The organism is Synechococcus sp. CBW1002, from assembly GCF_015840915.1.
Lineage (GTDB): Bacteria > Cyanobacteriota > Cyanobacteriia > PCC-6307 > Cyanobiaceae > CBW1002.
The window spans coordinates 753,723-780,117 of the sequence record NZ_CP060398.1 but is presented as its reverse complement, the minus strand read 5'-3'; the positions used below and the strand labels follow the sequence as shown (position 1 = coordinate 780,117).

Below are 26,395 nucleotides of genomic sequence, written 5' to 3'. Positions count from 1 at the left end.
CTCGCTTCTGTCTCTGCTGCTTTTAACAGCATGGCAGACAAGATGCAAGTCAATTCGGTCAGGTTGGAGAAACTGGCAAGCAAGGAAAGGCTTCTCCGCGAGATTAATCATCGAATTCACCAGTCCCTTGAGCTTGATCAGATTTTCGAGACTGCCACATGCGATATTCTTCATTATCTCAAAGCAGATAGAGTTGCAATTTATCAGTTTCTTCCTCGATCCGCCCACAAGCGGGGCCGATTTGTTGCCGCATCGGCAGCTCCTGGTGTGACTTCAATCCTTCATTTAGAAGCCGAAGACAAGTGCTTTTCTCCCCAGCTTGTTGAGCGTTACCTGTCGGGTGGATTCCATTTTGTCGATGATGTTCGGACGGCAAATATATCTACTTGTTATCGCGAGCTTCTTGGGAGGTTTGGTATTGTTTCCAACGCTGTTTTTCCCCTTGCTTATTCAGGCCAGTTGTGGGGACTTCTTTGCATACATCAGTGCAAGGCAGCGAGGGTGTGGAGCGAAGAGGATATCGAATCTGTCGATTCCGTCTCCCGTCAAATTAGTATCGCTCTGCAGCAGTCTAATCTGTTTAGTCGAATTCAGCAAGAGTTGTCTCGCACCAGGCGCGCCCAATCAAGCCTTGTGCGGGCAAACAAAAAAATGGTACAGGCAAACACTGAATTGGCTCGTGCGACACGCTTAAAGAATGAATTCCTGGCCAACATGAGCCATGAGATCCGCACGCCGATGAATGTGATTATCGGGATGACGCGGCTGCTGCAGCAGACTGATCTCGATCGCAGGCAGGGCAATTACGCTGCAAAGGTGCGCACATCTGCGGAAAACTTGCTTGGTATTATCAACGACATCCTTGACTTTTCCAAGATCGAATCCGGCCGTTTGATCATGGAAGCGACCGACTTCTCCCTCGACAATGTGCTTTGTTATGTAGGGGATTTGATCGGGATGAGGGCTGGAGTAAAGGGCCTGGAACTGCTCTTCGATCATTCGATTGATTCCCCTGACTCCCTGTTGGGTGATCCGCTGCGTCTTTCGCAGGTGTTGATTAATCTCTGTGACAATGCAGTGAAGTTTTCTGATCAGGGCGAGGTTGTTGTGAAGGTGGAGATACTGGACGTTGGCGTTGATTCCGTGATGCTGCACTTCTTGGTGCGGGATACGGGCATCGGCCTGTCAGAAGAACAGATTGGCCTTTTGTTCCAGCCGTTCAGCCAGGCCGACAGCTCGGTGACGCGCAAGTATGGCGGCACGGGATTGGGGCTGGCGATTTCCCGGAATATTGCGGAAATGATGGGCGGCTCGATCTGGGTTGACAGTGTCCCCAATGTGGGCTCCACGTTCCATTTCAGTGCTCGTTTCGGCCTGCCCTATGGGGCTGCCAATCCGATGTTGTGTTTGGAGGAGTTGCGCGGTGTGCGTGTGCTGGTGGTGGACGACAACTCCACTGCCCGCGAGATCACCGTTGCCATGACCCGCAGCTTCGGCATGGAGGTCGACAAAGCCAGCGATGGTGAGCAGGCGGTGCGGGCCGTGCGGCAGGCCGATGCTGCAGGCCATCCCTATGCCCTCGTGCTGATGGATTGGAGAATGCCGCTGATGAACGGGGTGGAGGCGGGTCTGGAGATCAGGGCGCTGCCTTTGCAGGCGCAGCCGCGCCTGTTGATGCTGACGGCTTTAGGGGCCGATGATATCTGGCTGGACGCCGAGCGTGATGGGCTCGTGTTCCACGGGGCGATCGCCAAGCCCACCACGCCCTACTCCCTGCTGAAGGCCATCGCCGCAGCCCTGGATCATCTCCAGATCCAGTCGCAGGCGTCCCGTTCTGAGGCGGAACGGCAATCGGCGGAACCGATCACGGCGCTGACCGGCGCCCGGGTGTTGCTGGTGGAAGACAACGCCATGAACCAGGAACTGGCCTGCGAGCTGCTGAGCCAGGCCGGCCTGGTGGTGGAGACGGCCTGCAACGGCCAGGAGGCTCTCGATCTGCTGGCGCACGATCGCCGCTTCGACGGCGTGTTGATGGATTGCCAGATGCCGGTGATGGATGGCTACACCGCCACACGCGCGATCAAGGCCGATTCAGCCCTGGCATCGATGCCTGTGATCGCGATGACGGCCAATGCCATGGAGGGGGATCTCGAGAAGGTGCTGGCGGTGGGCATGGTGGATCACATCGTCAAGCCTCTGGATGTGGAGGCGATGTTCCGCACCCTGGCGCGCTGGATTCAGCCTCCTGCAGCATCACCACCTGATGCCGCCCGGGCGCCGGAGTTTCCGCTTCTGCCGGGCCTTGATCAGCGTGCCGGTATGACCAGCACCATGGGCAATGCCCAGCTGTACCGGCGCTTGCTGCGGCGTTTTGCCGACGAGCAGCAGACCTTCGAGGCCCAGTTCCGGGCGGCGTGGCAGGGGGGCGATGTCAGCACGGCCACCCGTCTGGCGCACACGCTCAAGGGCACGGCGGGCACCATCGGCGCCCGCGGCGTGCAGCAGGCGGCCGCGACCCTGGAAGCGGTCTGTTCGGAGCAGTCGGAGCTATCCGAGCAATCGGAGCAATCCGAGCAAGCAGACGCTGAAAGCGCCCAGGTTGAGGATGCACTGCAGGTGTTGCTCGCCCAGCTTCGCCCTGTGCTGGCGGGCCTGGAGGCCCTGGAACCTGGCGAGGGGTCGTGCGAGGGCTCTGGTTCCGTGGACCGCTCAAGGGCCCGGGTGGAGCAGGACCCTGCCGCTCTCGCTCTCCAGCAGAAACGGCTGGAGCATTGCTGCAGCTTGCTGGCCGCCAGCGATGCGCAGGCGCGGGAGGCGTTGGAGGACCTGGCGGAGCAGCTCGGTCCCTCCGCTCTGGGAGATCAGGTGCGCCGGGCGCTGCACTGCGCCCGCCGCTTTGACTTCGATGCGGCACTCGCCGCCCTGAACACCGTTCCGGCTGGTTCGGCCTGAGTCTTCAGCGGCGCTTGGTTCAGCCGTGCCTTGATCTGTGCTGCCGTGATCAGCGGCGCCCCAGCAGCTCTTCCCAGGAGGGTGTCTCCTGCGGGGTACTGCTGGTTCCGCGCCCCTCGCTGCTGCACGCAGCGCTGCGGGATGGAGCGCTGCGCGACGGGGCGGTGTTGCGGTTGGCGCCAGCTTTGTTGGTTCTGGTGATGGGTCGGTTGCGGGTGATGGACATGACGTTGTGACTGGATATGGATCACGCACCGGCCAGCTGCCACGGTCCCCGATGGGACTCGCACACGGGCAGCACAGACGTGGCGGTGGATCACCGCCAGGGCTTTGGTCCTGAAGGGCCGTCCCCAGGAAGCGCAGGGGCGGCTCGGTGCTGGTTCCGGCATGCGCGAGCACGCGGCTCGCCGGCTTCTGCCAGATGAGAGCAACGTAACCCACAAAACGGCAGAACGGCAGGAACCCTCACATTCGGCCAGGTTCAGGTCGGTATCGGCGCCGCCACAAGCGCCGCCATCAGCAGCCCGAGGTAGGTGCCCAGCATGTAACCGATCAGCCCCACGGCCACCCCCGGCACGGCCAGGTCCTGGCGGCCGCAGGAGGTGGCCAGGGCCAGAGCTGTGGAGGGCCCGCCCACGGCGGCCTGGCTGGAGACGAGCGTGTCCACCAGGCCCCAGCGGCGCCAGCGGGCCAGGGCCAGCACCCCCACCGCCTGCACCGCCACCACCAGGGCGGCATAGATCAGCACGTTCAACCCTTCCCCCAGCAGCGCCATCACGGCCGCGCTCAGGCCGATCACCGCAAAGAAGGGATGGATCGCCAGCAGGCCCAGGGGGTAAGCCAGCGCCTTGCAGCGCAGGCCGGGAATCTGGGCCACCACCAGCGCCAGGCTGGTGAGCACCACGATGCCGAGGCCCGGCACCTGGGGCAGCAGGGGCTCCAGCCAGGCGGTGAGCGCCGTGGCGGCCAGCATGGTGAGCACGGCCAGCGCCAGGCAGGCCAGGGCCTGGCCACCCCACTGGCGCCAGTGCCGCCACACCAGCGGAATGAAGCGCGCGCCGGGATCGAGCGCTCCGGCCTCCGTCTCCAGGTGGAGGTTGTTTTGGCGTCGATGCCCCAGCAGCAGGCTGAGCAGAAACCACACTGTGAAGACCAGCTGATCGGCGGCGGTGGCCAGGGTCACCAGGTCGGGCCGCACCGCCAGGGCCCGCGCCACTGACACGAAATTGAGGCTGCCGCCGGTGTAGGTGGCCGTGAACAGACCGGCCAGGGGCGGGGTGTCTGCCCCGAGCGCGGGGCCCAGCAGCAGGGCGCCGAGCAGGGCTGCCAGACAGGTCACCACCACCGCGGCGGCGAAGGGGGCGATCAGGCTGCGGCCCTCCTCCCACACCCGCCGGCCATCCACCGCCAGCAGCAGCAGCACGATCGCCACCGAAGTGAGCGGCCCATTCACGCCCTCCGCCACCGATTCCGGCAGGCGTAGCCCCAGACCATTGGAGGCGAGCAGGCCGAGGCTCAGCACCCAGAGCGTGGGGCCGAGCCGCCCGAACCAGCCGGGGCGCTCGCCCAGCCAGAAGCCCATCGCCGTCAGGCCCAGCACCAGCGCCCAGCCCGCCAGGGTGTCGTTCATCTGTGTCGCCGTGTCGGCACCCGGAACCTGGCGCCCATGCTGCAGCCGCCCCAGCCGAGCCGGGCTGGTGCCGTCAGAATGCGCCGATCCGATCCCGGCGCATGACCCCCCGGAACGCCATCGCGTTCGGCCTGCTGGTGATGGTGCCCCTGTCGGCCTTGGCCGAAACCCTGCACTGGGGCGATGGGGCGGTGTTCGCCACCTCGGCGCTGGCGATCATTCCCCTGGCGATCTGGCTGAGCACGGCCACCGAGGAGCTGGCCATCAGCTTCGGCCCCTCGATCGGGGCTCTGCTCAATGCCGTGTTCGGCAATGCCACCGAGCTGATCATTGCCCTCACCGCCCTGAAAGCCGGTCTGGTGGAGATCGTCAAGGCCAGCATCACCGGCACGGTGATGGCCAACCTGCTGCTGGCTCTGGGGCTCTCGATGCTGGTCGGTGGCATCGGGCGCAGTGAGCAGCGCTTTCAGCCGGTGGTGGCCCGGGTGAATGGATCGGCCATGACCCTGGCGGTGCTGGCGATCCTGCTGCCCAGTGTCGGCAGCCTCGCCAGCGGCAACCTGGCCGGTGGCGGCGATGGTGGCGTGGCAGCGGCCGGCCGCGAATCCTTCTCCCTGTTCGTGGCCTGGGTGCTGCTGGCGGTCTACGGCCTCACCCTGTTGTTTTCGCTGCGCACCCACCGCACCCTCTATGCCGTGGCCGAAGCCGACAGCGAGGAGCTCGCCCATGGCGGGGAGCGCCCCAAGGTGCTCCCCTGGGTGATGGTGCTGCTGCTGGCCACCCTGGCGCTCACCTATGAATCCGAGCTGTTTGTCGGCGTGGTGGAGAGCGTCACCGAGGGCTTCGGGCTCACGGCCCTGTTCACCGGCGTGGTGTTGCTGCCGCTGCTGGGCGGCGCCGCCGAATACCTCACGGCGGTGAGCATGGCCCGCAAGGACAAGATGGATCTGTCGGTGTCGGTGGCCCTGGGCTCGACCCTGCTGGTGGCCCTGCTGGTGGTGCCCCTGCTGGTGCTGCTGGGGCCCTCCCTGGGCCACCCCCTCGATCTGAGTTTCAACCTCTATGAACTGGTCGCCGTGATCGCCGCCGTGGTGGTGAGCAACCTCGTCAGCCTCGATGGGCGTTCCGACTGGCTGGAGGGGGTGCTGCTGCTGGCGACCTACCTGATTCTGGCCGCAGGTTTCTACTTCCAGGGCGGTTCCCTGCCATGAGTCAGCTGTCCGACGAGCGCCGCACGGCTCCGGCCCCCTTCCGCCCGATCACCCTCTGGGCCCTGCTGCGCCAGTCGCCCCTGCTGCGGTTGCTGCTGGCGGTGGCGCTCACCCTGGCGGCCTCCCTGGCTGGCCTGGTCTGGGTGGCGGCGGCGGCGGCCCTGCTCACCGTGGGGCTGTCGCTGCATCAGTTGCTGCCGCCGCTCTGGCAATTGCTGCGCCAGCGGATCGACGATCCCCCCACCGCCCGCATCGCGGCCGTGCTGGCGCTGGTGCTGGCCCTGGTGGTGATCACCCTGCAGCTGGGCTGGTGGGATCCCCTGCTGGGGATCTACCGCCGCGCCGACTGGGAGGCGATCGGCGCCATCGGCGAAGGGGTGATCGGCGCCTTCGGGCAGATCCTGGTGGCTTCGGTGGCGCTGATGATCGCCTGGCGGCAGGTGATGGTCGACCAGCGGCTCACCACCCAGCAGAACCGCATCACCCAGGCCCAGACGATCGACAGCTTCATCCACGGCGTCTCCGAGCTGATCAGCGACGACGAAGGCCTGCTGGAAGACTGGCCGCTGGAGCGGATGCTGGCCGAGGGGCGGCTGGCGGCCGTGCTCAGCAGCATCGATGCCGACGGCAAGGCCCGCATCCTGCGCTTTCTCTCCCATGCGCGCCTGCTCACACCGCTGCGGCGCGACCATCGGCTCGGCCGCGCCATCCTCGATGGCCAGGGAAGCTACGAAGAAGACCGGGTGGCCGGCGTGCCCGTGATCCAGCTGTATCAGAGCCTGCGGGGTCAGGACCTGGCCGGCACCGATCTGCGCGGCATTGATTTCAATGGCGCCGACCTGCGCGGCACCAATCTCGAAGCCACCGACCTCAGCGACGCCAACCTGGCCGGTGCCGATCTGGGCGGGGCCTGCCTGGAGGGGGCACGGCTGGAGCGCACCCGCTTCTTCTATGGCCCGCTGGAGAGCGCCACGCCGCGCCAGATCGGTCTCAGCCCTGATTTTCTGAGTGGACGGGGCACCGGCGCCCTGGTGGAGAACATCAATCTCACGGGGGTGCGGCTGCTGGATCCGGAAGCCCGCCACTACCTGGCGGCCTGGAGCGGCAAGCGCTCCCGCCAGACCCTGCCGGGCGGCTGCAAGGGGCTGCCGGATCGGCTGGCGCTCCGCGCCGAGGAGGGCGCCTGATGGGCTGGATCGCCCTGGTCGCGGCCCTGGCCGCCGGGTTCTGCGGCTGGAGCTCCCTGCATCAGGGGCGCCGCCTGCGCCTGCTGCGGGCGGCGCGCAGCAGCAGCGTGGCCGAATTGCTGGATCTGCACGCCACCGTGGTGGATGGCATCGGCGGGGGCTCCTTCCGGGAACTGGTCAAGCTCGAGGGGGAGCTGGTCTGCGAGGAGCCGCTGCAGGCCCCCTGGAGCGGCGAGGCCTGCGTCGCCTTCGTCGATACGGTCACGCACCTGTATCAGGAGCGGGTTGAGGAGCAGACCACCGATTCCGAAGGGCGCACCACCACCAAAAGCCGCTGGGAGCAGCGCTCCCAGGAGGTGAGTCGGCTGGAGCGGCGCTGCTGCTTTCGCCTGGCGCAGGCCGGGCAGGAGCTGCCGGTGGAACCGGAGCAGGCCGAGCTGGAGTGGGAATCGGTGCTCTCCGTCCTCGAACCCGACGACGAGGCGGCGCCTTCCGGCAAGGGTCAGGCTTTGGCGCGTCAGCAGATCCGCAGCCTCGGGATGCGCCGCGATGAGGAGGTGTTCCGCTCAGGTGGGCGGATCTTCGTGGTGGCCGAGGTCAGCGATGCCAGCGGCAGCCTGGCCCTGCGCAAGCCGGAGCAGGAGGGCCTGTTCCTGATCCGCCGCGAAGGTGAGCAGCTGCTGCTGTCACGAACGTCGCGTCAGCGTCGGATGTGGGCCGTGGGCAGCGCCGTGCTTGTCGTCACGGCCGTGGTGCTGGTGGTGCTGAGCTTGGCGGGCTGAGGCTGCCCGCGGCTCCATCAGTGGGCGGCTTGCCCGATTGAAGGTGTATGGGGTATGGTTTTGGACTGCGCGGCACACCGGGAGCGAGAGCACCGGTGGAAACGCAGAGTCTTCGGTGCTGCGAGGCACTGAGGGCGAGTGCCGTTTGCCTGGAAGGGTGAAGGGTGCGTGCTTACGACGAAGGAGGCGCGAGCCACCGGTGTTGTAGGTTTCCTGAGTCGCTGAGAGGCGACGCGCCGAGACGACCCGGAGCCGAGAGGCCAAGGGAGTGGAGGCAGCACCTGGACAATTGAAAAGTTTAGGAACTGACGCTTCTACCGCGTCATTCTGATCGGATCGAACGGTTCTGAGTTCGCAGTGGACCAGCCTTGTGCTGGCGCCAGTGTGGAGTCAAAGCCCGTTGGATGCGGTGTCGAGGATGACGAAACGAGCGGTAGAGGTGTGAGGTCCCGTCAAACATTTTAAGCGACGGGAACCTGCAGTGATGTGGTGCTGCCTTGAGGTCTCACGCCTTGGGTCAGAACTGGGTGAAAACCAGCTGTGGGTGACTGAAGCGAACCGGATCTGAGATCTGGGAAAGTCACGGGATTGTGACGTGAACCATCAGGAAGAATCTGTTCGGAGAGATCCAGATAGAGAGGTCTAGACGGCAAGCGAAACAGTTGTGTGCACTCTCGAACCCTTTCGGTCAGTCGAAAGGTGGTCCCAACTGAAGACTGTGCGCCAGTGCAGGATTTGGGTGAGCGACAAACTTCTCTGCGATGAAAGCTCAAGCGAAAGTTTAGAGCTGACGTTTAAAGGGGGAAGACTACTACGGAGAGTTTGATCCTGGCTCAGGATGAACGCTGGCGGCGTGCTTAACACATGCAAGTCGAACGAACCTTCGGGTTAGTGGCGGACGGGTGAGTAACGCGTGAGAATCTGCCCTCAGGAGGGGGATAACGGCTGGAAACGGCCGCTAATACCCCATATGCCGAGAGGTGAAATGAATTTCGCCTGAGGATGAGCTCGCGTCTGATTAGCTAGTTGGTGGGGTAAGAGCCTACCAAGGCTTCGATCAGTAGCTGGTCTGAGAGGATGATCAGCCACACTGGGACTGAGACACGGCCCAGACTCCTACGGGAGGCAGCAGTGGGGAATTTTCCGCAATGGGCGAAAGCCTGACGGAGCAACGCCGCGTGAGGGATGAAGGCCTCTGGGCTGTAAACCTCTTTTCTCAAGGAAGAAGATCTGACGGTACTTGAGGAATAAGCCACGGCTAATTCCGTGCCAGCAGCCGCGGTAATACGGGAGTGGCAAGCGTTATCCGGAATTATTGGGCGTAAAGCGTCCGCAGGCGGCCTTGAAAGTCTGCTGTTAAAGCGTGGAGCTTAACTCCATTTCAGCAGTGGAAACTACAAGGCTAGAGTGTGGTAGGGGCAGAGGGAATTCCCGGTGTAGCGGTGAAATGCGTAGATATCGGGAAGAACACCAGTGGCGAAGGCGCTCTGCTGGGCCATAACTGACGCTCATGGACGAAAGCCAGGGGAGCGAAAGGGATTAGATACCCCTGTAGTCCTGGCCGTAAACGATGAACACTAGGTGTCGGGGGAATCGACCCCCTCGGTGTCGTAGCCAACGCGTTAAGTGTTCCGCCTGGGGAGTACGCACGCAAGTGTGAAACTCAAAGGAATTGACGGGGGCCCGCACAAGCGGTGGAGTATGTGGTTTAATTCGATGCAACGCGAAGAACCTTACCAGGGTTTGACATCCTGCGAATCCCTTGGAAACGAGGGAGTGCCTTCGGGAGCGCAGTGACAGGTGGTGCATGGCTGTCGTCAGCTCGTGTCGTGAGATGTTGGGTTAAGTCCCGCAACGAGCGCAACCCACGTCTTTAGTTGCCAGCATTGAGTTGGGCACTCTAGAGAGACCGCCGGTGATAAACCGGAGGAAGGTGTGGATGACGTCAAGTCATCATGCCCCTTACATCCTGGGCTACACACGTACTACAATGCTACGGACAAAGGGCAGCAAACTCGCGAGAGCTAGCAAATCCCATAAACCGTGGCTCAGTTCAGATCGTAGGCTGCAACTCGCCTACGTGAAGGAGGAATCGCTAGTAATCGCAGGTCAGCATACTGCGGTGAATACGTTCCCGGGCCTTGTACACACCGCCCGTCACACCATGGAAGTTGGCCACGCCCGAAGTCGTTACTCCAACCCGTAAGGGAGGAGGATGCCGAAGGTGGGGCTGATGACTGGGGTGAAGTCGTAACAAGGTAGCCGTACCGGAAGGTGCGGCTGGATCACCTCCTAACAGGGAGACAAACTGATTGTGATGTCTGAATACTTTATTTTCAGGCCATGATCCTGTCACTCTAGGTCGATCGGTACCTCAACTGTGGAAGCGGAATGGCAACATGTCCGTCCAAGCAGGTTCAGTTCCTAAACTTTGTCTAGGTCACACCCCAACGATTTTTGTTGAGGCGGTGTTGAAACCTGAAAGATGAAACGGTAGCGATACTGAATCATCAATCAGGTCAGACACAACTTTGACGCGATCGCGAGGTCGAACTCCTGGGCCATTAGCTCAGGTGGTTAGAGCGCACCCCTGATAAGGGTGAGGTCCCTGGTTCAAGTCCAGGATGGCCCATTCGTGTTTGGGGGTTTAGCTCAGTTGGTAGAGCGCCTGCTTTGCAAGCAGGATGTCAGCGGTTCGAGTCCGCTAACCTCCATTCCACACTGACGAGCGCCCTCACGGAAGCAAAGGAGAGATTTCTTTGGTGTGATCCTGACGTCTTGGTGACGATTCCAGCCTGCTTTCATTCCCTGAGTGGTTGAAAGCATGCTGGATTCCCTGTCCGCAAGGATGGGCATTCAGCAAGAACCTTGACAACTGCATAGGAAAAGTCTGGAAAAGAAAGCATCTCATAGACGCTGACTTTCCGGTTCTCTCTGGTCGCGGCCTCGGCTGCGGCATCCCAGCGAAAGCGAAGGGAAGATTGAGGTGCAAGCCTCAATCTGAGAGAAACAGGAAAGCCAGTGATTCTTGAGTTAGAGCCGAGTACAGCTCGTGTCTTCTGTCTGGCATGGCCACAAGCCACCAAGCAGGAGTTTGATTCTGGCTGTCTGAGATCTCTTGATTGAGAGCTTAGACACCGGAAGAATAGCCTTCAACAAGCTAAACGCGAGTTGTGATTATGGTCAAGCTACAAAGGGCTCACGGTGGATACCTTGGCACACAGAGGCGATGAAGGACGTGGTTACCTGCGATAAGTCTCGGGGAGCTGGAAACACGCTTTGATCCGGGAATTTCCGAATGGGGCAACCCCTAGAACGGCCGCCTGAATCCATAGGGCGGCGCGAGCCAACCCAGCGAACTGAAACATCTTAGTAGCTGGAGGAAAGGAAAGTAAAAACGACTCCCTCAGTAGCGGCGAGCGAACGGGGAAGAGCCTAAACCGATGGGTTCGCCCATCGGGGTTGTGGGACAGCAACGTGGACCAGGGACGTTAGAGGAAGCGTTTGAATGGCGCGCCAGAGAGGGTGAAAGCCCCGTACTCGAAAGCGAAACTGGCCTAGCTGTATCCCGAGTAGCACGGAGCACGTGAAATTCCGTGTGAATCCGCGAGGACCACCTCGTAAGGCTAAGTACTCCTGTGTGACCGATAGCGCAACAGTACCGCGAGGGAAAGGTGAAAAGAACCCCGGGAGGGGAGTGAAATAGAACATGAAACCGTGAGCTTACAAGCAATGGGAGTCCTACTCATAGGATGACCGTGTGCCTGTTGAAGAATGAGCCGGCGACTTATAGGCACTGGCAGGTTAAACCGGGAATGGTGGAGCCATAGCGAAAGCGAGTCTGAATAGGGCGATCGTCAGTGTTTATAGACCCGAACCCGGGTGATCTAACCATGGCCAGGATGAAGCTTGGGTGATACCAAGTGGAGGTCCGAACCGACTGATGTTGAAAAATCAGCGGATGAGCTGTGGTTAGGGGTGAAATGCCAATCGAACCCGGAGCTAGCTGGTTCTCCCCGAAATACGTTGAGGCGTAGCGTCTAGTGCTCCAGCAGGGGGGTAAAGCCACCGTTTCGGTGCGGGCTGCGAGAGCGGTACCAAATCGAGACGAACTCTGAATACCCTGTGTGTAACTAGGCAGTCAGACTGTGGGGGATAAGCTCCATGGTCGAAAGGGAAACAGCCCAGACCGCCAGCTAAGGTCCCCAAATCAATGCTGAGTGATAAAGGAGGTGGGATTGCCCAGACAACCAGGAGGTTTGCCTAGAAGCAGCCATCCTCAAAGGAGTGCGTAATAGCTCACTGGTCGAGCGATCCTGCGCCGAAAATGAACGGGGCTAAGCATTGTACCGAAGCTGCGGATTTGAATCGTAAGATTCCGATGGTAGGGGAGCGTTCCATGTGGGGTGAAGCGTTAGCGTAAGCGGGCGTGGACTGCATGGAAGTGAGAATGTCGGCTTGAGTAGCGAAAACATGGGTGAGAATCCCATGCCCCGAAACCCTAAGGGTTCCTCCGGCAGGCTCGTCCGCGGAGGGTTAGTCAGGACCTAAGGCGAGGCCGAAAGGCGTAGTCGATGGACAACAGGTCAACATTCCTGTACCTGTCATGTTTTGGGAAGGGGGACGGAGAAGGCTAGCCCAGCCAGATGTTGGTTACTGGTCCAAGCGTTCGAGGCGTTGAGAGCTGGCGAAAACAGCTTGAGCTGAGGCGTGAGTGCGAGCGGCTACGGCCGCGAAGTGGGTGATGTCAAGCTTCCAAGAAAAGCCCTATACCCGTTAAGGCATGATGGCCTGTACCCGAAACCGACACAGGTGGGGTGGTAGAGAATACCGAGGGGCGCGAGGTAACTCTCTCTAAGGAACTCGGCAAAATGGCCCCGTAACTTCGGGAGAAGGGGTGCCACCGCAAGGTGGTCGCAGTGAAGAGGCCCAGGCGACTGTTTACCAAAAACACAGGTCTCCGCTAAGTCGCAAGACGATGTATGGGGGCTGACGCCTGCCCAGTGCCGGAAGGTTAAGGAAGCTGGTCAGCGCAAGCGAAGCTGGCGACTGAAGCCCCGGTGAACGGCGGCCGTAACTATAACGGTCCTAAGGTAGCGAAATTCCTTGTCGGGTAAGTTCCGACCCGCACGAAAGGCGTAACGATCTGGGCGCTGTCTCGGAGAGAGGCTCGGCGAAATAGAATTGTCTGTGAAGATGCGGACTACGTGCACCCGGACAGAAAGACCCTATGAAGCTTTACTGTAGCTTGGTATTGTGCCCGGGCTCTGAATGCGCAGGATAGGTGGGAGGCTTTGATCCATGGCTTGCGGGTCATGGTGAGCCAACGGTGAGATACCACTCTTTCAGAGCTAGGGTTCTAACGGTCACCCGTCATCCGGGGACCGGACAGTATCAGGTGGGCAGTTTGACTGGGGCGGTCGCCTCCTAAAAGGTAACGGAGGCGCGCAAAGGTTTGCTCAGGCTGGTTGGAAATCAGCCGACGAGTGCAAAAGCAGAAGCAAGCTTGACTGTGAGACCTACAAGTCGAACAGGGACGAAAGTCGGCTTTAGTGATCCGACGGTTCTGAGTGGAAGGGCCGTCGCTCAACGGATAAAAGTTACTCTAGGGATAACAGGCTGATCTCCCCCAAGAGTTCACATCGACGGGGAGGTTTGGCACCTCGATGTCGGCTCATCGCAACCTGGGGCTGAAGTCGGTCCCAAGGGTTGGGCTGTTCGCCCATTAAAGCGGTACGCGAGCTGGGTTCAGAACGTCGTGAGACAGTTCGGTCCATATCCGGTGCACGCGCAGGAACATTGAGAGGATTTCTCCCTAGTACGAGAGGACCGGGAGGAACGCACCTCTGGTGTGCCAGTTATCGTGCCAACGGTAAACGCTGGGTAGCCATGTGCGGAGTGGATAACCGCTGAAAGCATCTAAGTGGGAAGCCCACCTCAAGATGAGTGTTCCCATGGCATAAGCCAGTAAGGTCACGGGAAGAACACCCGTTGATAGGCTCTACGTGGAAGCCGGGTAACCGGTGAAGCGGAGGAGTACTAATAGACCGAGGGCTTGACCATTCCATCCCTTGCCATCCTGACCGGATGACACAGGGATCACGCGCTCAAAGCTTTTGGATCCAGACCGGTTGCTTGTCAACCGCTCCTATGCAGTTCTCAGGGTTCAACCTGGGGGCAAAGACCGGCAAGGGGCCTGAAGAGGCCGTTTGCTTTCCTGGTGTTCATGGCGCTGTGGACCCACTCCGATCCATCTCGAACTCGGTTGTGAAACGCAGCAGCGGCAACGATAGTTGGAGGGTAGCCTCCTGCGAAAATAGCTCGATGCCAGGTCAAACTTTGCTCCACGACGACGCCCCCGATGGCAGCCTGATGGCTGCGATCGGGGGCGTTTTCGTGTGCCTGGGTTGTGGACTCCGCCTGGACGCTTGATTGCCTTGGTTGCCCGAGGGCAGCGGTTGGTTTTTCCGGTTTCTCTCCTGGCAACGATGGGCCACGGAGCGCCCCTGAAGGCGGCAGAATGTTTCCAGCTTGTTACGTTCCTCTCATGATTCTCGGGGAGCTGTTCCTGGAGGCCCTCGCCAGTGGCGTGATCACGCCGTCAGAGTTGTCGTGGGTCACCGCGCGGCAGAGCACCTTCTCTCGTGTAGAGGAAGCCACCGCTCTACGACTGGGTCGTCTGCTCGATGACGGCACCATTCAGTTGGGCTGCCGTCTGCCCCAGTTCAAGCTGCACCACGACAGCATCCGGGAAGACTGGATCGAACCCCTCGGCCGCCGGCGGGGGCGTTCGACCCTGGAGGACGCTGCTGTGTTGTCGCTGGCTTGACCAGGTTCAACCTGGGCTTGCAGACCCGTCAGGATCGTCGTCTGGCTCGTCTAGGGCATCCTCCAGACTGGTTTCCAGCGTGGTGAGCAGCAGGACCAGAGCTTCATGCTCTGGCAGATCCTGGCTGCTCACCTGGGCCAGCCAGGATTGGCACAGTCGTTCAATGCGGTTGAACAAGCCGCTGCTGCCCCGGAGGGATTCCATCACCCGTTCGGTGGTGGCGTCGTCAATGTCGGGCGGAAAGCCGAGCACCACGTAGCGCCGCCCGTCGTTGCCGATGTAGGTGAGACGGCCCTCCTCGTCGAGCATCGGGGCGGCGTGGGGCGTCACTGGTTTCTCCTCCATCACTCCCCCTGGCTCCCTGCTACTGGCTAGCTCGGTCAGACGCACCTGCCAAGCGTTGATCAGGCCTGCTGATCGCTGAGCTGGCTGGCCTGGCCACTGGTGGGAGGGTTGATTGCGGGCGGTAGGTTCTGGATCCGTGCCCATCCCCTTGCCCATGCGTGTCGCCACCGAAGACCGCAGGCCGGATCTCACCAGTCGTCTGGTGGGCCAGGCCCTGGCTGTGAAGCCCCTCTGGGCTCTGGCCAAGGGGCAGGCGCGGCGGATGATGATCCAGCGGGCCGAGCGCCTCGGCATCCCCTGGCGGGAAACCGTGGCTGAGTTGAGCCAGCAGGACTGGCAGCCGCTGTGGCAGTCGATCCAGCGCGACGATCTCGCCTACCCCGCCAACTACACCGCCTCGTTTCACGGCTACGACGCCGGCCACCTCTGCTGGGAGGCGGCCTACGAGTTCGAGGTGGCCTCCAATGCCGTGCACTCCAGCCTCTATCCAGAGGCCGGGCCCGCCAGTGATCGGGCGCTGAGAGAGGGCTATCACGCCGTCCTGCTGAGCCAGCTCCCCCAGCCGCCGGCCCGCATCCTCGATCTGCATGCCACCGTGGGGCTGAGCAGCTTCGCTCTGGAGCAGGCGTTTCCGGCGGCAGAGGTGACTGGTCTCGACTTCTCGCCCCACTACCTCAGCCTGGCCGCCTACAACGCCGCCCGACGCGGCTCCAAGGTGACCCGCTGGATCCATGCCCTGCCGGAAGCCACCGGGCTGGCGGATCGCAGCGCCGATCTGGTCTCGGCCTTTCTGCTGTTCCACGAGATGCCGCAGGGCACAACGCGGCGAATCTTCCGGGAAGTACGCCGGCTGCTGGGGCCCGGTGGCAGCTTCGCGCTGATGGACATGAATCCCGCCAGCGGCGCCTACCAGACCATGCCGGCTTTCGTGATGACCTTGCTCAAGAGCACCGAGCCCTACATGGACGCCTATTTCGCGCTCGACCTGGAGCAGGAACTGCGTGAGGCTGGTTTTGATGAGGTCGTCAGCTCCGTCTGCTCGCCGCGCCACCGGGCCATGATCGCGCGGGTGGCCGGTTGAGAGTACTGGCTCAGACGTCGTCGCTCAGGGCCACCAGTTCGCGCAGCTGTCCCACCTCCAGGCCGCCGAGCCAGTCTTCGCCGGAGCCCACGATCTCCTCGGCCATTTTTGATTTCTCGCGGATCATGCGGTCGATCTTTTCCTCCACCGAGCCGCTGGTGATGAACTTGTGCACCAGCACCCGATTCTGCTGTCCGATGCGGTAGGCGCGGTCTGTGGCCTGGTTCTCCACGGCGGGATTCCACCAGCGATCAATATGAAACACGTGGCTGGCGCGGGTGAGGTTGAGCCCCACGCCGCCAGCCTTGAGGGAGAGTAGGAACAGCTGCGGTCCGCGGGGATCCTCCTGGAAGCGATCCACCATCGCCTGGCGCTCCGCCTTGCTGGTGTTGCCATAGAGGAAGGGCACATCCTGGCGCCACTTCCGCTCCAGATGGGCCTGCAGCAGATGACCCCATTCGGCGAACTGGGTGAACAGCAGAGCGCGGTCGCCGGCTTCGATCACCTCCTCGAGAATCTCCTCCAGCCGTTGCACCTTGCCGCTGCGGCTGGCGAACTGCCCGTCGACCCCCTCTTCCTTGAGGGCCAGGGCGGGGTGGTTGCAGATCTGCTTCAAGCGGGTGAGCAGGGCAAGCACCTGGCCGTGCTTCTGGCCCAGGGGGGCGCGGGCGATCGCCTCGAGGCTGTCGTCCACCGTTTTGCGGTAAAGCTTCGCCTGCTCGCTGCTCAGCCCCACCCATTCGTTCAGCTCCACCTTCTCCGGCAGGTCCGAAATGATCGACTTGTCGGTCTTGAGGCGCCGCAGGATGAATGGCCCCACGCGTGCCTTCAGGTCCCGCAGGGAGGCCATGTCGCCATAACGCTCGATCGGCAGCCGGTAGCGCTGGCGGAAGAAGGCCTCCTCCCCCAGCACCAGGGGGTTGAGAAAATCCATCAGGGCCCAGAGCTCGCTGACGCGGTTTTCCACCGGAGTGCCGGTGAGGGCGATGCGGAAGCGACCCATCTTGCCCGGACGGGCCAGATCGCGGGCCGCCTGGCTCTGCTTGGCGTTTGGATTCTTGATCGCCTGGGCCTCATCGATCACCATGCCCTGCCAGTCGAGGGTCTCCAGCAGCTCGCTGTCGCGTTGCAGCAGCCCGTAGCTGGTGAGCACCAGATCGACGCCCTGCAGGGCCTTCTTCAGGGCCGCTGGGCTGGAGGGGCGGCGCGGGCCGTAGTGCTCCCGCACCTCCAGTTCCGGGGTGAAGGCGGCGGCCTCCCGTTTCCAGTTGGTCAGCACCGAGGTGGGTGCCACCAGCAGCACGGGCCGCTTCAGCTCCTGTTCCGCCTTGAGGTGCTGCAGGAAGGCCAGCAGCTGGATGGTCTTGCCCAGACCCATGTCGTCCGCCAGGCAGGCGCCCTGATCGAAGCGATGCAGGAAGGCGAGCCAGCCCAGGCCCCGTTCCTGGTACGGCCGTAGCTGACCGGCGAAGCCCTCCGGCGCCGGCAGCGGGTCCGGCGCCTTCTGCTGGTGGTACTGCTCCAGCACCGCCTTCAGCCGTGGGCCCGGCTCGAAGCGGTGCACCGGCAGCCGCATCAGCGTGTCGCCATCCGTGGCGGTGAGGCGCAGGGCGTCGTCGAGGCTGAGGGCCGGATCCGCGGCGCAGAAGCGTTCGGCATTCCTGAGGTCGCTGGGGCGCAGTTCGATCCAGGCGCCCTTGTGCTGCACCAGCGGGCTGCGCTTGGCCGTGAGGCGCTCCAGATCCCTCAGGCCGAGCGTGACACCGCCGATCATCAGCTCCCACTTCCAGTCGAGCCCCTCGCCGAGGGTGAAGCCCCGCGATTTGCCGGGCAGCTCCGCCTCGATCGAGAGACCCAGCCGGCTGGCGAGGCCGCCGCTGAGGCTGGCCGGCAGCACCACCCCCACCCCCACGTCCCGCAGGCGGTCGGCGGCGGTGCGCACCAGCACGAAGGCTTCCGCCGGGGTGAGCTGCATCGCTTCGGGGGTGGCCTCATCCAGACCCCGTTCGATCGGATCGAACACCTGCAGGGCGCGGCCCAGGCCCTCCAGCAGCAGCTCGCCGGGTTGTGGCACCGGGATCTCGCCCAGCTGCAGGGGCCGGTCGCCAGCGGCCCAGACCGCGCCGGCCGGCAAGCGGAGGCTTGGGTCCACTTCCGCCTGCAGGGAGAAGCGCAGCTCCCAGAGCTCCTCTCCCTCCGCCGGGGTGAACAGTTCCAGGCAGGCCCGGGCCGGTGCCACCTGGCCTGCCACGGCTTCGCGCCAGTGGTGGGTGGCCACCTCGAGGCGCTCGATGGCTTCGCCGTCGAGGTCCACGGCGCCGCTGCCCGGGCCCAGGGCCTTCTGCCAGGCCAGCAGCAGCGGATCCAGCCCGTCGCTGGCGGGGGTGAAGCCGCTGCGCAGCTGCCCATCGAGCAGGGCCTCCAGCAGGCTGGCCACCCGCAGGCGCCCACTGCCGGGCCGGCGACAGGCCAGGGCCGTGTCCGCCATGGCACAGGTGGCCACCTGCGGCAGACGGCTGGCCAGTTCCTCGAGGCGGCGCCGGTCGTCCTCGCGGTTGAGCAGGGGCAGCCAGCGCGCCATGTCGCCCTCCACCTGGGGCAGCCAGCGGCCACGGGCGATCAGGCTGAGCGACCAGCGCTGCAGGTGGCTCCACCAGCGCAGTTCATCGGCCATTTCGGGATGCTGGCCCGACAGCGGCAGGGCACTGAGCCACTCGGCGGCGGCGGTGGCATCGAGGGCCAGACCCTCCACCTGCCAGGGCCACCACTCCACCTGCTTCGGAATCGGTTCGCCGGCTTGCAGCGGCAGCCCGCTCCAGCCCTCCTCCTCGCTCTTGCGGCGGCCCCGGGCCGCCTGGCGCCGGCTCGGCAAGGTGAGGGTGGCGCTGGCCGGACGGACCGCCTCAGACCAGAAGTCGTTGTCCTGCAGCCAGGTGGCCAGGTCGTCCCAGTTGAGGGTGAGCGGGTGTTCGGGGGCTTCAGCGGCGGGTTGGACAGCCTTGGCCACGCGCCAGGTATCGGCCCAGAGCAGCAGCCGTCCCCGGGTCGGAACTCCCGCGGGTACGGGTGATCCCTCCAGGGGAAACAGCCAGGTGGCGTGCAGCAGGCTCATGGCAGGGAGAGACGGCCGTGCCGCAGATCAGGGCCGCAGGGCGGGCAGGAGACGTTGGAGTCCGCGCAGCAGCAGGGCACTGCCCACCAGTGGCAGCCAGAGCGGCAACCACCCACGGATCACCTCCATCATCATCGATGGCAGTACGGCCCCCAGTTGCCCCTGAGTGGCGGCTGCGATCGCTTCCGGCAGGGAATGGCTCAGCGGCAGGGCGGCGCCCAGGCTGCGGATGCCGCACACCGCCCCCACCAGGCCGGCCTGCAGGTGGGAGTCGTCGGGATCGACCCGCTGCAGATGGAAGGCGAGCAGGCCATAGAAGAAGCCGCAGCCCGCCGATCGCAGGGCCGGCTCCAGGCCGAGCGGCAGCCCCAGCACAGCGGCGCAGCCGGCCGCCAGCAGGGCCCAGCTGAGCGACTGCAGCCGCAGCTGTGAACGACTGCCAGAGGTGGCCAGGGACAACGGCAAGGAAGCGATGACCTGCGCTGGGCGATCATGCCTTGTTCAGCGTTCCTTCGCATCGCAGGGCTATGGCCGCCGCCTCCGACCGTTCCGCTGCCAGCGGATCCTCCACCGGACGGCCCCGCAGCGGCGCAGAGATCCGGGCGGCCTTTCTGGACTTCTACGAGCAGCGCGGGCATCAGCGCACGGCCAGCGCCTCGCTGATTCCAGACGATCCCACGGTGCTGCTCACCATCGCCGGCATGCTGCCGTTCAAGCCGGTGTTTCTCGGCCAGGTGGAACGGCCGGCTCCACGGGCCACCAGCAGCCAGAAGTGCATCCGCACCAACGACATCGAGAACGTGGGCCGCACGGCGCGGCACCACACCTTCTTCGAGATGCTGGGCAACTTCTCCTTCGGCGATTACTTCAAGCCGGAGGCGATCCAGTGGGCCTGGGAGCTCTCCACCCAGGTGTTCGGTCTCTCGCCGCGGAACCTGGTGGTGAGCGTCTTCCGCGACGACGACGAAGCGGAGGCGATCTGGCGCGACGTGGTGGGGGTGAACCCGAAGCGGATCATCCGCATGGATGAGGCCGACAACTTCTGGGCCTCCGGCCCCACCGGCCCCTGCGGCCCCTGCTCGGAGATCTACTACGACTTCAAGCCTGAACTGGGCGACGACGGCATCGACCTCGAAGACGACAGCCGCTTCATCGAGTTCTACAACCTGGTATTCATGCAGTACAACCGCGACGCGGAGGGCAGCCTCACGCCGCTGGCCAACCGCAACATCGACACCGGCCTGGGCCTGGAACGCATGGCCCAGATCCTGCAGGGGGTTGCCAATAACTACGAAACCGACCTCATCTATCCCTTGATCGAGACGGCCGCCGGCCTGGCCGGGGTCGATTACCGCGCCCTCGATCCGAAGGGCCAGACGAGCCTGAAGGTGATCGGCGACCACAGCCGTGCCATCACCCAGTTGATCGGTGATGGCGTCACCGCCAGCAACCTGGGCCGCGGCTACATCCTGCGGCGGTTGCTGCGCCGCGTGGTGCGCCATGGCCGGCTGGTGGGCATCGATCAGCCGTTTCTGGCCCGCATGGGGGAGGCGTCGATCGCCCTGATGGAGACGGCCTACCCCCAGCTGCAGGAGCGGCGCCAGGTGATCCTGGCTGAACTGGCCCGCGAGGAGGCCCGCTTTCTGGAAACCCTGGAGCGGGGCGAGAAGCTGCTGGCCGAGGTGCTCGCCGCCAGGCCCAAGCAGATCAGTGGCGAGCAGGCCTTCGAGCTCTACGACACCTACGGCTTCCCCCTGGAACTCACCGAGGAGATCGCCGAGGAGCACGGGATCACGGTGGATCTGGCCGGCTTCGAGGCGGCGATGGAGCAGCAGCGCCAGCGGGCCAAGGCCGCGGCGGTGAGCCTGGATCTCACCCTGCAGGGTGCCATTGAGCAGATGGCGGCGGAGCTGGAAGCCACGGCCTTCCAGGGCTATGAGGCCCTGGAGCACCCCAGCTGCGTGCTGGCCCTGGTGGTGAACGGCGAGCCGGCCGAGCGGGCCGTGGCGGGCGACAGCGTGCAGCTGGTGCTCGACACCACACCGTTCTATGGCGAGGGCGGCGGCCAGGTGGGCGACCGCGGTCTGCTCCTGGGCGGCGGTGCCGATGGGGCGGGCCTGATCGTGCAGATCGATGGGGTGTCGCGCAACCGCAGCGTGTTCGTGCATCAGGGCCGCATCGAGCGGGGCAGCCTGGCGATCGGCGATCTGGTGACGGCCCAGGTGGATCGCGCCTGCCGCCGCCGAGCCCAGGCGAACCACACCGCCACCCATCTGCTGCAGGCGGCTCTGAAGCAGGTGGTGGATCCCGGCATTGCCCAGGCCGGTTCCCTGGTCGACTTCGATCGGCTGCGCTTCGATTTTCACTGCCCCCGGGCGGTGACCTCCGCGGAGCTGGAGCAGATCGAGGCGCTGATCAACGGCTGGATCGCCGATGCCCACACCCTCGAGGTGCAGGAGATGGACATCGAGAGGGCCAAGGCTGCCGGTGCCGTGGCGATGTTCGGGGAGAAATACGCCGCTGTGGTGCGGGTGGTGGATGTGCCAGGCGTTTCGATGGAGCTGTGCGGTGGCACCCATGTGGCCAACACCGCCGAGATCGGCCTGTTCAAGATCGTGGCCGAGTCCGGGGTGGCGGCCGGCATTCGCCGCATCGAGGCGGTGGCGGGGCCGGCGGTGCTGGCCTACCTGCAGGAGCGGGAGGCGGTGGTGAAGGCCCTGGGGGATCGCTTCAAAGCCCAGCCCGGCGAGATCGTCGAGCGGGTCAGTGCCCTGCAGGAGGAGCTGAAGGGCGTGACCAAGGCCCTGGCGGCTGCACGCCAGGAGCTGGCCCTGGCGAAATCAGCGGCGCTGGCGGGGCAGGCGGTGGCGGTTGGGGTGGCCCGCGACGGCCACCCCTTCCAGCTGCTGGTGGCGCGCCTGGATGGCGTGGAAGGAGGGGGTCTGCAGAGCTCTGCCCAACAGCTTGCGGATCACCTGGGCCCGGGTGCTGCCGTTGTGCTGGGGGGGCTGCCCGATCCGTCCGATTTGGGCAAGGTGGTTCTGGTGGCAGCTTTTGGCCCGGCGGTGATCGCCCAGGGGCAGCAGGCCGGCAAGTTCATCGGTGGCGTGGCCAGGCGCTGCGGCGGAGGTGGCGGGGGCCGGCCGAACCTGGCCCAGGCAGGCGGTCGGGATGGATCGGCCCTGGAGGAGGCTTTGGCGGCAGCCAGGCAGGAACTGGGCCGTGCCCTGGAGGGGTGAGTGCTGACTCAGGGGGGGACCTAGCCTCCTGATTCCCCTGTGGTGCCCACCGATGCGTTTCGTCTGGACTCCCGTGGCGACCATGGCGCTGCTCATGATCAGTGCCTCAGCCGCCTTGGCTGCACCGGCAACGGCCCTGCTCAAGGAACTGAAGCTGCCGCTTCCCAAGCCAGCTCCTTCCCTGTTCGCGGCCAACGCGATCGGCCAGACCAGCCTCAACACGCAGCTGGGTGGGGCGCCTGAGCAGCTGCTGGCCAAAGTGAAGGCCGCGTTGACCCAGCAGGGCTACACCGAACGCACGATCAACACCGTGAGCGGTGCCTGGGGCTTCAACCTGGTGATGGATCCGCCCAGCGGCACCAAGGTTGATGGAACCCCCGACGGCAAAACAGCCGCTCTGGTGCTGCAGTCCACCGCGATCGGTCCGGGCAAGCTGAATCTCAACGTGCGTTTTGAGGGGCTGTAAAGCCTCAAGCCAGGACGGCTTCCAGACCTGGGGGCTCACAGAGAAAGGGCATCCGGAGGATGCTGAGCCACCGCTGACCACTGTGACCCCTCGAACAGACCGCCTTGGCTGTGTGGAGCACCCCTCAATCGCGCTGCCAACGGGCGCGCATCGGGGCGCCGGCCTCCGGGTAGGGCGCGTCCAGTGCTCCCGAGAAGGCATGCACCAGGGCCTCCGCCACCCCATGGGTGGCGTGGATGCCGGTGAAGCGCAGCAGCACTTCACCACTGGCCGGATCGCCGCTGGTGTCGATCAGGCGCTCCAGCGGATGCTCCTGGCGGATGTGCAGCTCGGTGTTGTTGACCAGCCGCATCACCTCCTCGGCGTGCGCCGCCAGGAAGCCGCCGGAGAGACTGAGTTCACCTCCTGGCGCCTGATCCCTGATGCGCTCGCAGGCCGGGCAACGGTGGGTGGCAGCACCGGGCTGGGGTGCGTCCCAGCTCCAGCGACCGTCGTGATAGCTGGCCTGGCAATCCGGACAGGTGCTGGGTTCGGACGGCTTGTGGCGCTGTAGGTAGGGATCGCTGGTGTGCCCGCTCTCCATCCCGTCATGGCGGGCCGCATGGCTGGATGGTGCATTGGGGGTGTTCGTGTGCATGAATCCAGACCTCACTGTTCCTGCTGTAGCCACGCGCACCGGCACTGTCAGGACGTGGTGCCGCAGGGCTGCAGGGCTGCAGGGCTCAGAAGCCTGAGCCGGGGGTCTGCAGGAAGGCCAGTTCCTCAGCGGTGCACACCCGGCCGAGAATGGCATTGCGGTGCGGGAAACGACCGAAGCGGGCGATCACGTCGCGGTGGCGGGCGGCGAAGGCGGTGGTGCGGGGATCGGTGAACCGCTCGAAGAGGGGGATCGCCGCGTCCTGGATGGCCAGGTCTTCGCTGTGCATCCGCGGCATCAGCCAGAACTGGCGTCGGGCCTGATCGGCTTCGGCTTCGATCCAGCCACGTTCCATCGCCGCCAGGCTGAGGGCGAGGGCCTGGGCATCCCCCGCAAAGGCCATGGCGGTGTCGCGCCAGATCTGACGGGGGAACTGATCCAGCAGCAGCGCCAGGGCCAGGCCGCTTGAGGGAGCCTCCCCCCAGGAGGTCAGCTCAGCGGCAACGGCCTGGCGGGTCAGGACGATGAACCGATCCCGCAGCCGCCGATCGAAGGCAGGATCCTTGCTGAACCACTGGCGCGGCTCGGTCTCCTCAAACCAGACGTGCAGAACGTCGTCGCTGGATTTGGGAGCGGCATCAGGCAAGGGGGTCAGCAGCAGGGGACAGGCCGATGGCCGAGGCCCCGGATGGCGTGGCGAACGGCCTGGGGGTCGGCCTCGGGGCGGCGGATGCGGGCGCGATAGGCCACGTGGATGGGGCCCAGGTGCTCAATCAGGGCCTCGCGGGCCTCATGGTGCAGTTCTTCGAGGGAGGGGGCGGTGATGGTGATGGGCTGATGTTCGGCCCTGGCCTCCAGGTGGCCTGGTCGCTCGCTGATCACGCGAAACACGATCTCGCGCATGACGGGGATATCTCTGTTTTCCAACTCCATCCTTGGACCGATCACCGTTTTCTGCGGGTGCCCGGCGATACGGGGATCCGTCCTGCGCCACTGGGTGAACCAGACCCCCACACACCGGAAGGCGTAGCCGTCATTGACGAAGCCGTTCACATGGCCCCTTCCATCCGTCTGAAGCGGTACCTCGATCGGCGCGGAGATCACTTCAGGCCAGAGCAGCCGGAATGTGTCGCGATTCCAGGCGGTCTACGGGGCGCCAGAGCCAGCCGCGCCCGGCCGCGTGCCTTCTAGGGTCGCGGCCATGGGCCCGGTGCAGATCGTCTGGTTCAAGCGGGACCTGCGGGTGGTGGACCACCAGCCGCTGTTGCAGGCCAGTCGGCTTGGGCCCGTGCTGCCCCTGGTGGTGGTGGAGCCTGAGCTGTGGCAGCAGCCCGATGCCTCGGCTCGGCAGTGGGCCTTCTGCTCCGAGAGCCTGGAGGACCTTCGGCGGGCCCTGGCGGAGCTCGGCCAGCCGCTTGTGGTGCGGACCGGCAGGGTGGAGGCGGTACTGGAGCGAGCCCGGCGGCACTTCGGCGTCGCGGGCCTCTGGAGCCATGAGGAAACCGGCAACGGCTGGACCTACGACCGCGACAGGCGTGTGGCCCTCTGGGCGCGCCACCATGGCATCACCTGGACCGAGAGTCCCCAGACCGGGGTGATCCGTCGCCTGCGCAGCCGCAACGGCTGGGCGCGCCGCTGGGAGGAGCGCATGGCCGGCTTGCTCAGCCCTGCACCGGAGGCACTGCAGCCCCTGGGCGATCTCGACCCCGGCCCGATTCCCTCGGCCTCCGATCTGGGACTGGCACCCGATCCCTGCCCAGGCCGGCAGCTTGGAGGCCGGCAGGAGGGGCTGGTCGTTCTCGAGAGCTTCCTGAGCGAGCGCGGCGCCCGTTATCACCGCGAGCTCTCCAGCCCGCGCACGGCCTTCCGCAGCTGCTCCCGGCTCTCCCCCCATCTGGCCTGGGGTACTGTGTCGCTGCGGGAGGTGGTGCAGGCGAACCGCCGATACCCGGGCCGGCGGCGGGGCTTCGAGGAGCGGCTGCACTGGCACTGCCACTTCATTCAGAAGCTGGAAAGCCAGCCGGATCTGGAGTTCTGCGAGCTCCATCCGCTCACCGCCGGTCTGCGCAGCAGCGATCCCGAGCGCCTGGAGGCCTGGGCTGAAGGGCGCACCGGCTTGCCGTTCGTGGATGCCTGCATGCGGGCCCTGATCGCCACCGGCTGGATCAACTTCCGCATGCGGGCGATGCTGATGTCGGTGGCCAGCTATCACCTCTGGTTGCCGTGGCGCGAGAGTGGGATGCGGCTGGCGCGCCTGTTCGTCGACTACGAACCGGGCATTCACTGGAGCCAGTGTCAGATGCAGTCGGGTACCACGGGCATCAACACGATCCGGATCTACAACCCGATCAAGCAGGGTCAGGACCATGACCCCAACGGCGACTTCATCTGCCAGTGGGTACCGGAACTGGATCGGGTGCCGCCGGTGCATCGGCATCAGCCGTGGACGATGGCGGCCACCACCCAGCTGCGCGTCGGCTGTGTGCTGGGCGTGGATTACCCGCTGCCGATCGTGGACCCCGCCGTCGCTGCTCGGGAGGCTCGCGAGAGACTCTGGGCCCTGCGTCAGGAGCAGGGCTTTGCGGAACTTGCCGATGCGGTCCAGCACCGGCATGGCTCCCGCCGCTCCGGCCTGGCAGCCAGCGGCGGGCGGCGGGGTGGTGGCTCGTCGCGCCAGCCATCCACCGATCAGCAACTGCGCCTGAACCTGGATCCTGAAGGCTGCGGCTGATCGGGCGATGGCGATGGCTCCGATGACCAGAGAGATGCTGGTGAGCGCCAGATCAGCCAGGGAGCCCAGGAGCAGAGCCAGCGGGATGTCGACGCCGATTCCGCCGCCCAGGTAGGCGAGCAGCAGCAGCAGGCAGCACACAATCGAGGCCTGGGCCAGCCTACGCAGGACCCTATTGAGCCCGCCGCCGTGA

Annotated in this window: 17 protein-coding genes, 2 tRNA genes and 3 rRNA genes; 15 read left to right on the top strand and 7 right to left on the bottom strand. The window is 64.5% G+C overall.

The features are described 5' to 3' along the window. The first annotated feature begins 30 nt into the window (after positions 1–30). Both H8F24_RS03660 and H8F24_RS03655 read left to right on the top strand, forming a co-directional pair. Entirely contained in the window at positions 31–2,952 is a 2,922-nt protein-coding gene (locus tag H8F24_RS03660) for a response regulator (RefSeq protein ID WP_231598078.1), read from the top strand. 14 nt (positions 2,953–2,966) lie between these two features. Continuing rightward, positions 2,967–3,188, top strand: a complete 222-nt coding sequence (locus tag H8F24_RS03655) for a hypothetical protein (RefSeq protein WP_197158317.1) — start codon at positions 2,967–2,969, stop codon at positions 3,186–3,188. 245 nt (positions 3,189–3,433) lie between these two features. Here the strand turns inward: H8F24_RS03655 and H8F24_RS03650 are convergent, their stop codons facing one another. Next, positions 3,434–4,582 (bottom strand): DUF819 family protein, encoded by a 1,149-nt coding sequence (locus tag H8F24_RS03650; protein ID WP_197171008.1) that lies wholly within the window; start codon positions 4,580–4,582, stop codon positions 3,434–3,436. A 101-nt stretch (positions 4,583–4,683) separates the two neighbouring features. On the opposite strand from H8F24_RS03650, the gene cax reads away from it, so the two are divergent. From cax to H8F24_RS03605, 9 genes are all read left to right on the top strand, one after another. Further along, positions 4,684–5,793 carry a calcium/proton exchanger gene (gene cax / locus H8F24_RS03645; protein WP_197171006.1) on the top strand — a complete coding sequence of 370 codons (1,110 nt, stop codon included), beginning with the start codon at positions 4,684–4,686 and terminating at the stop codon, positions 5,791–5,793. Beyond that, positions 5,790–6,980 (top strand): pentapeptide repeat-containing protein, encoded by a 1,191-nt coding sequence (locus H8F24_RS03640; protein WP_197158323.1) that lies wholly within the window; start codon positions 5,790–5,792, stop codon positions 6,978–6,980. Before cax ends, H8F24_RS03640 begins: the two co-directional genes overlap by 4 nt. After that, on the top strand, positions 6,980–7,762 hold the full coding sequence (locus H8F24_RS03635; RefSeq protein ID WP_197158325.1) for a GIDE domain-containing protein: 783 nt from the start codon (positions 6,980–6,982) through the stop codon (positions 7,760–7,762). The genes H8F24_RS03640 and H8F24_RS03635 overlap by 1 nt, the downstream gene beginning before the upstream one ends. Before the next feature lie 810 nt (positions 7,763–8,572). Beyond that, positions 8,573–10,058, top strand: a 16S ribosomal RNA gene (locus H8F24_RS03630). Positions 10,059–10,320: 262 nt separating this feature from the next. After that, positions 10,321–10,394: transfer RNA gene (locus H8F24_RS03625), tRNA-Ile, on the top strand. Between the two features lie 9 nt (positions 10,395–10,403). Further along, positions 10,404–10,476, top strand: a tRNA-Ala gene (locus H8F24_RS03620). 467 nt (positions 10,477–10,943) lie between these two features. Further along, positions 10,944–13,825 (top strand): 23S ribosomal RNA (locus H8F24_RS03615). 153 nt (positions 13,826–13,978) lie between these two features. Next, positions 13,979–14,095, top strand: a 5S ribosomal RNA gene (gene rrf, locus H8F24_RS03610). The 16S, 23S and 5S rRNA genes sit together here with 2 tRNA genes alongside, the layout of an rRNA operon. Before the next feature lie 214 nt (positions 14,096–14,309). Further along, positions 14,310–14,591, top strand: a complete 282-nt coding sequence (locus H8F24_RS03605) for a hypothetical protein (protein ID WP_197158327.1) — start codon at positions 14,310–14,312, stop codon at positions 14,589–14,591. Positions 14,592–14,597: 6 nt separating this feature from the next. Here H8F24_RS03605 and H8F24_RS03600 read toward each other — a convergent pair whose 3' ends face one another. Continuing rightward, a complete protein-coding gene (locus H8F24_RS03600) occupies positions 14,598–14,936 on the bottom strand; it encodes a hypothetical protein (protein ID WP_197158329.1) in 339 nt (112 codons plus the stop codon). Between the two features lie 154 nt (positions 14,937–15,090). On the opposite strand from H8F24_RS03600, the gene H8F24_RS03595 reads away from it, so the two are divergent. Continuing rightward, positions 15,091–16,017 (top strand): class I SAM-dependent methyltransferase, encoded by a 927-nt coding sequence (locus H8F24_RS03595; protein ID WP_197158331.1) that lies wholly within the window; start codon positions 15,091–15,093, stop codon positions 16,015–16,017. A gap of 10 nt (positions 16,018–16,027) precedes the next feature. Here H8F24_RS03595 and H8F24_RS03590 read toward each other — a convergent pair whose 3' ends face one another. Together H8F24_RS03590 and H8F24_RS03585 are read right to left on the bottom strand one after the other, a co-directional pair. Next, entirely contained in the window at positions 16,028–19,129 is a 3,102-nt protein-coding gene (locus tag H8F24_RS03590) for a DEAD/DEAH box helicase (RefSeq protein ID WP_197158332.1), read from the bottom strand. A gap of 27 nt (positions 19,130–19,156) precedes the next feature. Beyond that, the gene (locus H8F24_RS03585; RefSeq protein ID WP_197159025.1) at positions 19,157–19,588 is read right to left on the bottom strand and encodes a hypothetical protein; all 432 of its coding nucleotides are present in this window, start codon (positions 19,586–19,588) and stop codon (positions 19,157–19,159) included. A gap of 68 nt (positions 19,589–19,656) precedes the next feature. Here H8F24_RS03585 and alaS point away from each other — a divergent pair, with 68 nt between their 5' ends. Both alaS and H8F24_RS03575 read left to right on the top strand, forming a co-directional pair. Next, positions 19,657–22,368 (top strand): alanine--tRNA ligase, encoded by a 2,712-nt coding sequence (alaS, locus tag H8F24_RS03580; RefSeq protein WP_197158334.1) that lies wholly within the window; start codon positions 19,657–19,659, stop codon positions 22,366–22,368. Between the two features lie 52 nt (positions 22,369–22,420). Then, complete coding sequence (locus H8F24_RS03575; RefSeq protein WP_197171004.1) at positions 22,421–22,834, top strand: hypothetical protein; 414 nt, start codon at positions 22,421–22,423, stop codon at positions 22,832–22,834. A 124-nt stretch (positions 22,835–22,958) separates the two neighbouring features. Here H8F24_RS03575 and H8F24_RS03570 read toward each other — a convergent pair whose 3' ends face one another. The 3 genes from H8F24_RS03570 to H8F24_RS03560 form a co-directional block, all read right to left on the bottom strand. Then, on the bottom strand, positions 22,959–23,471 hold the full coding sequence (locus H8F24_RS03570; RefSeq protein ID WP_197158337.1) for a BCAM0308 family protein: 513 nt from the start codon (positions 23,469–23,471) through the stop codon (positions 22,959–22,961). A gap of 85 nt (positions 23,472–23,556) precedes the next feature. After that, entirely contained in the window at positions 23,557–24,117 is a 561-nt protein-coding gene (locus H8F24_RS03565; protein WP_197158338.1) for a DUF924 family protein, read from the bottom strand. Positions 24,118–24,122: 5 nt separating this feature from the next. Next, positions 24,123–24,374 (bottom strand): hypothetical protein, encoded by a 252-nt coding sequence (locus tag H8F24_RS03560; RefSeq protein ID WP_197171003.1) that lies wholly within the window; start codon positions 24,372–24,374, stop codon positions 24,123–24,125. A 298-nt stretch (positions 24,375–24,672) separates the two neighbouring features. Here H8F24_RS03560 and H8F24_RS03555 point away from each other — a divergent pair, with 298 nt between their 5' ends. Then, positions 24,673–26,202, top strand: a complete 1,530-nt coding sequence (locus H8F24_RS03555) for a deoxyribodipyrimidine photo-lyase (RefSeq protein ID WP_197171981.1) — start codon at positions 24,673–24,675, stop codon at positions 26,200–26,202. The last annotated feature ends 193 nt before the right edge of the window (positions 26,203–26,395 follow it).